Source organism: Acinetobacter minutum (assembly GCF_035916735.1).
Taxonomy (GTDB): Bacteria; Pseudomonadota; Gammaproteobacteria; order Pseudomonadales; family Moraxellaceae; genus Acinetobacter.
The window spans coordinates 1-8,496 of sequence record NZ_JAQIHG010000048.1 but is presented as its reverse complement, the minus strand read 5'-3'; the positions used below and the strand labels follow the sequence as shown (position 1 = coordinate 8,496).

The following is an 8,496-nucleotide window of genomic DNA, read 5'->3' as shown; positions in this document are numbered from 1 at the left end:
GCTGCCTTTTTTATCCAATAAGCTGCTTGTACATAATCTTTCTGAACTCCTTCTCCCTGATAATATAAGGTTCCAAGCATACGTTGTGCCTTAGCATTCCCTTGAGTAGAGGACTTCTTCAACCAATAAGCTGCTTGCACATAATCTTTCTGAATTCTGTTTCCAAAGTAATACCATGCTCCAATAATCTGTTGTGCCTCAGTATTACCCTGTTCAGCTGCCTTTTTCATCCAATAAGCTGCTTTTATATAATCTTTTTGGACTCCTTCTCCATGGTAATACAGATTTCCAATACCCAATTGTGCATCAGCATTACCCTGTTCAGCTGATTTTTCCGCCCAATAAGCTGCTTTTATATAATCTTTTTGGACTCCTTTTCCCTTGTAATACAGACTTGCAAGAAGACGTTGTGCCTCAGCATTACCCTGTTCAGCTGCCTTTTGATACCAATAAGCTGCTTGTGCATAATCTTGAGGGGCTTCTTTTCCAAGCTCATACGACATTCCAAGAAGAAGTTGTGTTAGAACATCCCCCTGTTCAGCTGCTTTTTCCATCAAAATCAAATTTGAAGAATAAGGTAGAACTTCTGCTTTTGACGTACTGCATACTGATAGAAAAATACTTGATGTAACAAGAAGCCCCACACAGAACTGTTTCATAAAAAACTCTATAATTTTTAATGGAATTAAATGTTCTCTACATTCAATCAATATCTAGTTTGAATAGCTACCAATTTTGTAGAAAGTCTTCAGCTAAATAAAGTATGGAACCCCCATTTGACATAATGGGCATTATGCGAAATTCAGACTTAAATATTTTTATTTTTCAGTAAGTTATGCTATAAGAAATCGGGGACGCAAACCCGAAAAGCTGATTTGGAAACAAGTCGGCTTTTTTCTGTCCGATTCTGGCATCTTTCGCCAATCATATTGTTTAAAAAGTAGTCAATTTTGCGGTTTTCCCTGATCCCATCAGATGTCCAGGACAAAATTTATCCCCAATTTCTGCGGATAAAACCGGGACAACTTTTAGCCTTTTTTGTACGCCCTGGCGCACAGACATTTAGGGATTTTGCGGCTAGGGCAGCTGCGATTTTTTACTTATGATGAAGTCATACAGGAACAGGACGTTCCGGAACATAAAACAATAACGATAAGTTCTCGCACCAGGATCGTGAGGTAGACAGCCCTACCTAGCACCGAACACGAAAAAGCCCGACAGGATGTCGGGCTTTTTTCATTCTTGTTTGCCAATCATTAAAGTCTGGTTTAAAATATAGACTGTAATCTATATTTTGGTTATGGCATGTGGACAGTCATCACGACAGATCTGTTTAACGAATGGCTGGAACAGCAAGATGAATCTACACAAGAGAAAGTCTTGGCTGCTTTGGTTGTTCTACAACGGCAGGGACCTAGTTTAGGTCGGCCTTTAGTTGATACCGTGTATGACTCTAAATTTACCAATATGAAAGAACTACGTGTTCAGCATCGAGGCAAACCACTCCGGGCCTTTTTTGCATTTGATCCATTACGGCAAGCCATTGTGCTGTGTATTGCAGATAAAGGCGGTAAGAAGCGATTCTATAAAGAGATGTTGGCAATTGCAGACGAGCAATATGAGCTTCATCTCGCATCATTAGGAGAACAATCTAATGGCTAAAACTCTGCAGGAATTACTAGCTCACCGCTCTCCAGAGAGTCAGGCTCGTATTCAAAAGATGGCTGACGAATTACTATTAGAGAACCAGCTCTATATGATTCGGGAAGAACTGCAAATTTCTCAAAAAGAGCTTGCTGAAGCCTTGGGAATTAAACAACCATCACTATCGGCAATTGAGAATCGTGGTACGGATCTCAAGATCTCAACCATGAAAAAGTATGTTGAAGCGATGGGTGGAAAGCTCCGTATTGATGTAGAGCTTCCAACAGGAAAACATATAGGATTCAATGTGTAACAGTCAAAAGGGAGCCTATAAGCTCCTTTTTTTAATGTGCATAATCCGTATTATGTTAATTTTAGATAAATTAATATATCTTAATAACTAGTGGTCATTCAGTACTATGAAAAAAATACTATTAATAAGTTTAGGGTCAATTCTATTTCAATCAGAATTAAGTGCAAATGTAAAAATTGAGCCAATTGAAAAAAATAGTTTTTCTACTTCAACTTCAAAAGAAATCAAGATACCTGACTTATCGTTTAAAAATGTTATGCGAACTTTTTATGGTGGTCGCCTAATTAATGGCAAGGTTGATGAAATAGATTTTGACAACAATGATATTTCTTACAGTGATCCCATAAATTCTAATAATCTCAAACCTATTGAAAATAGTATCTTACTTACACCACCTCCTATTTTAGAAAAACTACCTAAAGAAAAATATGATCCAGAAACAAAACAAACATACTCAGTCATGCAACTTTTTTCATATCAGGACTACTATGGGGCCGTAATGTCTGATGTTGTGAAATATAAAAATAAAAACAATGAAGACCGTTATATGCTGATGGTTACAACCGAAGGCTTGCTAGAGGACAATACCTTCATCGCATATAGAACTGCATTGCGTATTGTAGACATATATGTATTTAAGAAAAATACCGACAACACTTTCTCATTAGTGACTCGTACACCAGAAAATTTGGAGCCTGATAGAGGTGATGCACTAGTATTTCTCTCTCAACAAGATCCTGAGATGGATATTAAACCAATTGAATTTAAGTCAATTGGAAACAACGTAATAGGTGCAATTTCTAATCGACTATTTTCACATAACCACGGCTATTATTCTGATGACTGGGTAATATTAAAACTGCCTGAAAATGATTTCATTACGTTGAATTGGATACCCAAGGGAGAAATGAGTGGGATGGACAAGAACTCTCCTACATACTATGAATACGATTCTACAATTTCTATTCAGAATGATGGGAGTGAATATTTTCCATTATTAGTTCATTACAAGGGAGAAAAACCTATTTATCGTAAAGATGGGACTGTAAGTAATGTAAAAAATATAAACTCCGTCACAAAATTTATTTTTTCGATCCCTCAAAATTTATATGTTGAAATGAAGCAATAGCATTTATAAGATTAAAATCACCTATCCTATTTAATGGAAAAATAAAAAAGCCCGATAAAACTTCGGGCTTTTTTATTTCGTACAATTTTTAGGGAGGTATTATTAATTAGCTATAAAGATTTTCTATCTCTTTAGTAGACAGAACACTTTGCTTTACCATTTCTTTATTCTCCAGAATTAACTCATTCTGCTGAGCTTCTATACTCGGGTCTATATGAGAAAATGTCTGGATAGTTTTCTTCAGAAATTTCTTACCATCAAAATCTATTGATGCGAAACGGTTAAAAGAAAACCCATTAAAAAAGAATAAGTCAAACAGAACCGTGCCTCTGAAATCCTTGTATTCAAGATCAGAAGAGATAAAGTTAAGACGATTCATAGGATTAATATCATCATATGCTGTAACAATGGCGATATTTTTATCCATTAATATACGAATATTGTTCATGGCATCGCTTTATATAGATTTTTGATCAGATTGTAAACATCATCTGTCAGATGTAATACTTGATCAAAATTCATTAGTACCCTTGTTGTGACAATGACATTATCAACATGGAAGAGCGTATGTCTTTGATGATTATAAAAAGAATACGCAGCATTGAGAGCTTTTATTAGATCCTCTTTTCCAATGATAGACGAATATTCTGAAGATAGTGTAAATTTTTGAGGACTGATCTTATCAAAATGTTCTCCGATATTTTTCTCATCAAGATCTATTTCATCAAATTCGCCTAAAATATGTTTCAATACACCTTCTAAAGCTCGTAATTCAGCATATAGAAAACAACTGTAATCTGGCAGATCAAAAGCTACTGTTTTTAAAGATGCTCCACTTATTAGCATATCTCTAAGAATAGCTGGTAACTTTTGATAACTTTCTTCTAATTTTGCTTCTAGATTGTTTATAACCGTCTTTTTTTCAACAACTTGAGTACAATTCTCATCAGTTCGGCTAAAAACATAGGCTAATCCATTTGCATCCAAAAGGATGGAAAATTGAAAAATAAACTCATGATAGCAAGATAGCGGAAGGCCCTTAATAACTACTTTTTTGGACTTATAAACTGTTACTTGTAAAGTATCTTTAGAAATTAAATTACATATATCAAATCTAGTTCCATGTAATTCTGCTGTTTCTATATACTGAAATACTTGCTGCCCATCTTCTGTTTTTTTATCTAACATTAGTTCAACAATGGGTTGAATATGTTCATATTCATATCCAACCAACGTCATATTAATTCGACCTTTTTCCTCAGCAACATGAGAGGCTAAGAAAGATGCTAGCATTTCCCCGATAGATTTGTTTTTACCGGTAGGATTGAAAGTCGTTGTCCCTTTATTATTATGATAAATTTCAAATAATCCATCTTGCATTCCGATTTTACTAATTACAAAAACCTCTTTGGAAGCAGTAGCACTCTTTTGAATGATATTAACTTTATGTTTTTCTTTGAATTCTTCCATAAGTGGCATTATTTTTTCTTTTAATAAGACTAAATCTTTATATGGATTTGATGATGCCACTTTACTACCCTCATAAATATTTTATTAAAATTAGTGCTTTATATCATAATTTGAATTATAAGATTTAACATAAAATCTCATATACGAAATTCAGTTGTAAGCCCCAAATAGAAATGTCCTGTCTTAAAATTTGATCTTGGATCGGACTTTTGAAATGAACAAATCAATCGAATTTTGATTCCTGGAAAAGTCCAGCAGCAAACCATTCACCCTGGATCTGATCTCTTTCGGATCAGTCAGCTCACCACTCATGAGGTTTTTAAGCAAACCGCCCACTTTATTCAGATCCGCTTTCAGACTGCGGATCTCCTGGATGGTTTTGATATCAGTCAGGCTTTGAGGCTGATAGCCCAAACCCAAATCACGCAAATATTGAGAATTAGATAAATTGGCCTCTTTGGCCCTGGATTCGATCATCAATTTTTCTTCTTCAGTCACCACGACTTTAATCGTTTTTTGGCGTATTCGTTTCGGCTTTTTATCATCAGACATTTTTCTAATTCCTTATCACAATACAGTTTGGCAGTGCCAAAAGCTCCGCAGGACAAGATGCCACGTTGAGCTTGAAAAGCGAATAAGAGGAGGTAATGGTGTGCTAATCATGCTTGCATGTTGGCCAACATTACACATCTTGCCGACTTTTACCCCACTCTGTTTCGCATTTAATCGCATAAAATTGCACATTAAAATGGAAAAAAGCATATAAAAGCTTATAAATTTACTAAATTTTATATAAAAGCATTTAATCGTACAAAATCGCGCTTAATCGCATAAAATTGCATAAATTTTGGAAAAAGGAAGCAATTATGGTCACACGACATGGTGCCAAGAAATTCATCATTGCAGCATTACCAGAAGTCAAAAAACTGCTTGAAAATGGTTACACAGTTAAGGAAATTCATGCGGATCTACCTGAGCTGGCAAACAATATTTCATACAGCACACTGCTACGAAATTTACAAAAAATGGGGATCAGCGAGAAAAAACCTCATCAGGAAAAAACGTCAAAAGATAAAAACCAGGACAATCATTCTATTGTTGAACCAAAAAGAGAGATGACCAATGCGGAGAGGAACTTGGAAAAATTAACCAATAGGAAGCCTAAATTTTCTTATGATCCTCATACAAAGGGAAAAGATTTTTACTGACCCTATTTAAACATTGCTCTAGATCGCTCTCATTTGCGCTCTATGCTCAAATTCACAATGAAAGATACAGAACGAGTGTCTACGAGTGAAATCGCTGAAATTCGCCCCTAGACCCTCTGAAAAACCGCTTTTTAGACTTTTCCTTCTCAAAGATCTTAGATCACATGCTGAAATTTGCTTTTTTAAATTCACGTAAGCATAAGCCAGAAAATTGCCCCATCGAATCGAGCGAAAGCGAGATTCAATAGAGTTTGAGCGTAGCGAAAACTAAGGGCAATTTTTTCATGACTGGGTTTTTAATTGTTTTTAATGTTTTTAAATGCTTTTCAGCCTTGTAAAAGCCTTTAATAGCAAGGGTTTCAGACTTAATAAGCACACATCTAGTTACCCATAAGCACACATCTAGTTACCCATAAGCACACATCTAGTTACCCATAAGCACACATCTAGTTACCATTCAAACACATAAAAATATTAGTGTTTAAAATGATGTTTTGTTACCATTCAAACACATAAAAATATTAGTGTTTAAAAACGCATTTAGTTACCTATTATGAAAAAAGATTTAGTTGTAAAAACAAACCGTTTAAATCAAGCCTTCCAGGTTCTTACTCTTGCTGAACTGCATATTGTTCAACTTGCTATTGTCGATGCGCGAGAGACAGGGACTGGATTAAGTACTGACACCCCTTTACGCATTGATGCTAGACGCTATGCAGAGGTATTCAATACAACTAGGCAAAATGGTTATCAGCGTATGAAGGAGGCTGAAGATACTCTTTTCAATCGTAGGTTCAGTTTTTATGACGAGGATGGGAAGCTAGTTAAAAGTCGGTGGATTCAACAAGTTCGTTATCTTGATGATGAAGGGGCAATAGAGCTAGTTTTTACACTAGCTGTAGTTCAAGGGATTAGTCGAATTGATGGTGTTAAAGAGTTTTTTACACAGTACTTACTAAGTCAAACAGCACAATTAAACAGTGTATATTCAGCCAGACTTTATGAACTACTGATTCAATGGAGAAGTACCGGTAAAGTACCAATAATTGATTTAGGGGACTTTAGAGAACAACTTGGAATAGGTATTAATGAATATCAACGTATGCATCATTTCAAAGCTCGTGTACTTGAGCCAGCAATTAAAGAGATCAATGAAAAAACAGATATAAAAGCAGAATATGAGCAACATAAGAAAGGCCGTGTAATTTCAGGCTTTTCATTCAAATTTAAGAAAAAATCACAACCAAAATCTAAAAAGACTTTAGATTTAAAACGTGATCCGAATACACCAGATTTATTTGTCAAAATGACTGATACTCAACGCCACTTGTTTGCAAACAAACTTTCGGAGCTTCCGGAAATGGGTAAATACTCTCATGGCACAGAAAGCTATCAGCAGTTCGCTGTACGTATTGCTGAGATGCTCCAAACTCCAGAGAAATTTAAAGAACTATCCCCTTACCTCCAAAAAGTAGGCTTCAAGGCTACCTAGAATATAGACTTGCTGATTTGTCTATTAGACAGTCTAATAGACAAGACATTTTTACAAGATTAGGCATCGTTTTACATCATGAAAAGCCTTTCAGTTTTAGAATTATCCAAGCTTTACGGCATAAACAGACAAACGATTTACAATCATATAAATAAAGGAATTTTAAGTAAAAATTCTGATAACAAAATTGATTTCTCAGAAGCTATTCGGGTATTTGGGGAACCTGCTAAAAAACCGGATGTAAAAGAACCTGTAAAAATAGACAGTCTAAGTTCGGCAGAAGTTTTACTGCTTAGACAGCAGATAGACATGTTGAAAAATCAGCTTTCGGATGCCAAAGACAGGGAATCCTTCTATCAAAACCAGATTGAAACGATGCAGCGCTTATTGGAAGCCCCAAAAGCCAATATGACTACGTTTACCGATCAGAAATCTAACCAGGATATAGCAACAGATCCTCGGTTAGAGCCAGAGCCAAACTATGACGAATTGACTACTTCTGAAAACAAGGAAATTCTTGTCCCAGAGCATGTTAAGCATGAACCAAGAAAACGTGGTTTATTTGGCCGTGTGCTGAATGCCGTCTTTGATAATGACTGAGCAATAAGGGGAAAGATCATGCCAAAACTGAAAGACATTGCCCTGGGGGTTGTGGTTGCTCCAGTACTGATCCCAATCATGCTGATTGCATCCTATCAGGACAAAAAGGCATTTAAAAAAGAGCTGGAAGAACGCCAAAAAGAACAGAAACAGAAGCAATGACTGTTCAATTAAGCTAATCAAAGTCGTGGAACATTGGTTAAATAGTAGGCGTGGAACAGGTTAAAAAGATAAAAAAGCCCAACCTTGCTAGGATGGGCTTTCAAAACCAATATAAGACATTGATTTACAACAACTTATACAATTGATTTCGCATAAGGTGTATTATGTTAATTTTAGAAAAACTACATGAATGACACTTAAAAAATTCACACTACCAAATCAATACACCGCTTGAGTATGGTTTTTAGAAATACGCCCTAAGAAGCTGTTGTGCCACCTTATCTCCCTGTGCAGTTGCCTTTTTCAACCAATTAGCTGCTTGTTTATCATCTTTAGGGACTCCTTTTCCATCGTGATACATACTTCCAAGAATACGTTGTGCCTCAGCATTACCCTGTTCAGCTGCCTTTTTTATCCAATAAGCTGCTTGTACATAATCTTTCTGAACTCCTTCTCCCTGATAATATAAGGTTCCAAG

The 8,496-nt window shown here is 35.8% G+C and carries 12 protein-coding genes; 7 read left to right on the top strand and 5 right to left on the bottom strand.

Features of this window, described 5'->3' with window-relative positions; genetic code table 11:
• On the bottom strand, window positions 1-659 hold a 659-nt coding region (locus PAE54_RS12045), incomplete at its 3' end, for a tetratricopeptide repeat protein (protein ID WP_326519615.1).
• A 646-nt stretch (window positions 660-1,305) separates the two neighbouring features.
• Here PAE54_RS12045 and PAE54_RS12040 point away from each other — a divergent pair.
• From PAE54_RS12040 to PAE54_RS12030, 3 genes are all read left to right on the top strand, one after another.
• Window positions 1,306-1,662, top strand: coding sequence for a type II toxin-antitoxin system RelE/ParE family toxin (locus PAE54_RS12040; protein ID WP_326519614.1), 357 nt, complete (start codon window positions 1,306-1,308; stop codon window positions 1,660-1,662).
• Entirely contained in the window at window positions 1,655-1,957 is a 303-nt protein-coding gene (locus PAE54_RS12035; RefSeq protein WP_326519613.1) for a helix-turn-helix domain-containing protein, read from the top strand. The genes PAE54_RS12040 and PAE54_RS12035 overlap by 8 nt, the downstream gene beginning before the upstream one ends.
• Window positions 1,958-2,063: 106 nt before the next feature.
• Window positions 2,064-3,086, top strand: a complete 1,023-nt coding sequence (locus PAE54_RS12030; protein ID WP_326519612.1) for a hypothetical protein — start codon at window positions 2,064-2,066, stop codon at window positions 3,084-3,086.
• Between the two features lie 106 nt (window positions 3,087-3,192).
• Here PAE54_RS12030 and PAE54_RS12025 read toward each other — a convergent pair whose 3' ends face one another.
• The 3 genes from PAE54_RS12025 to PAE54_RS12015 form a co-directional block, all read right to left on the bottom strand.
• The gene (locus tag PAE54_RS12025; protein ID WP_326519611.1) at window positions 3,193-3,534 is read right to left on the bottom strand and encodes a type II toxin-antitoxin system RnlB family antitoxin; all 342 of its coding nucleotides are present in this window, start codon (window positions 3,532-3,534) and stop codon (window positions 3,193-3,195) included.
• On the bottom strand, window positions 3,531-4,616 hold the full coding sequence (locus PAE54_RS12020; protein WP_326519610.1) for a type II toxin-antitoxin system RnlA family toxin: 1,086 nt from the start codon (window positions 4,614-4,616) through the stop codon (window positions 3,531-3,533). The genes PAE54_RS12025 and PAE54_RS12020 overlap by 4 nt, the downstream gene beginning before the upstream one ends.
• A gap of 123 nt (window positions 4,617-4,739) precedes the next feature.
• On the bottom strand, window positions 4,740-5,108 hold the full coding sequence (locus tag PAE54_RS12015) for a plasmid mobilization protein (protein WP_326519609.1): 369 nt from the start codon (window positions 5,106-5,108) through the stop codon (window positions 4,740-4,742).
• Window positions 5,109-5,422: 314 nt separating this feature from the next.
• Between PAE54_RS12015 and PAE54_RS12010 the strand changes: the two genes are divergently transcribed.
• The 4 genes from PAE54_RS12010 to PAE54_RS11995 all read left to right on the top strand — a co-directional run bounded on the left by PAE54_RS12010 (window position 5,423) and on the right by PAE54_RS11995 (window position 8,018).
• Window positions 5,423-5,764 (top strand): hypothetical protein, encoded by a 342-nt coding sequence (locus PAE54_RS12010; protein ID WP_326519608.1) that lies wholly within the window; start codon window positions 5,423-5,425, stop codon window positions 5,762-5,764.
• 553 nt (window positions 5,765-6,317) lie between these two features.
• The gene (repM, locus tag PAE54_RS12005; RefSeq protein ID WP_326519607.1) at window positions 6,318-7,256 is read left to right on the top strand and encodes a replication initiation protein RepM; all 939 of its coding nucleotides are present in this window, start codon (window positions 6,318-6,320) and stop codon (window positions 7,254-7,256) included.
• A 78-nt stretch (window positions 7,257-7,334) separates the two neighbouring features.
• Window positions 7,335-7,856, top strand: coding sequence for a plasmid replication DNA-binding protein (locus tag PAE54_RS12000; RefSeq protein WP_326519606.1), 522 nt, complete (start codon window positions 7,335-7,337; stop codon window positions 7,854-7,856).
• 18 nt (window positions 7,857-7,874) lie between these two features.
• Window positions 7,875-8,018 (top strand): hypothetical protein, encoded by a 144-nt coding sequence (locus tag PAE54_RS11995; RefSeq protein ID WP_326519605.1) that lies wholly within the window; start codon window positions 7,875-7,877, stop codon window positions 8,016-8,018.
• Window positions 8,019-8,262: 244 nt separating this feature from the next.
• Here PAE54_RS11995 and PAE54_RS11990 read toward each other — a convergent pair.
• Window positions 8,263-8,496, bottom strand: a 234-nt coding sequence (locus PAE54_RS11990; RefSeq protein ID WP_326519604.1) for a tetratricopeptide repeat protein, incomplete at its 5' end; no start/stop codon positions are given.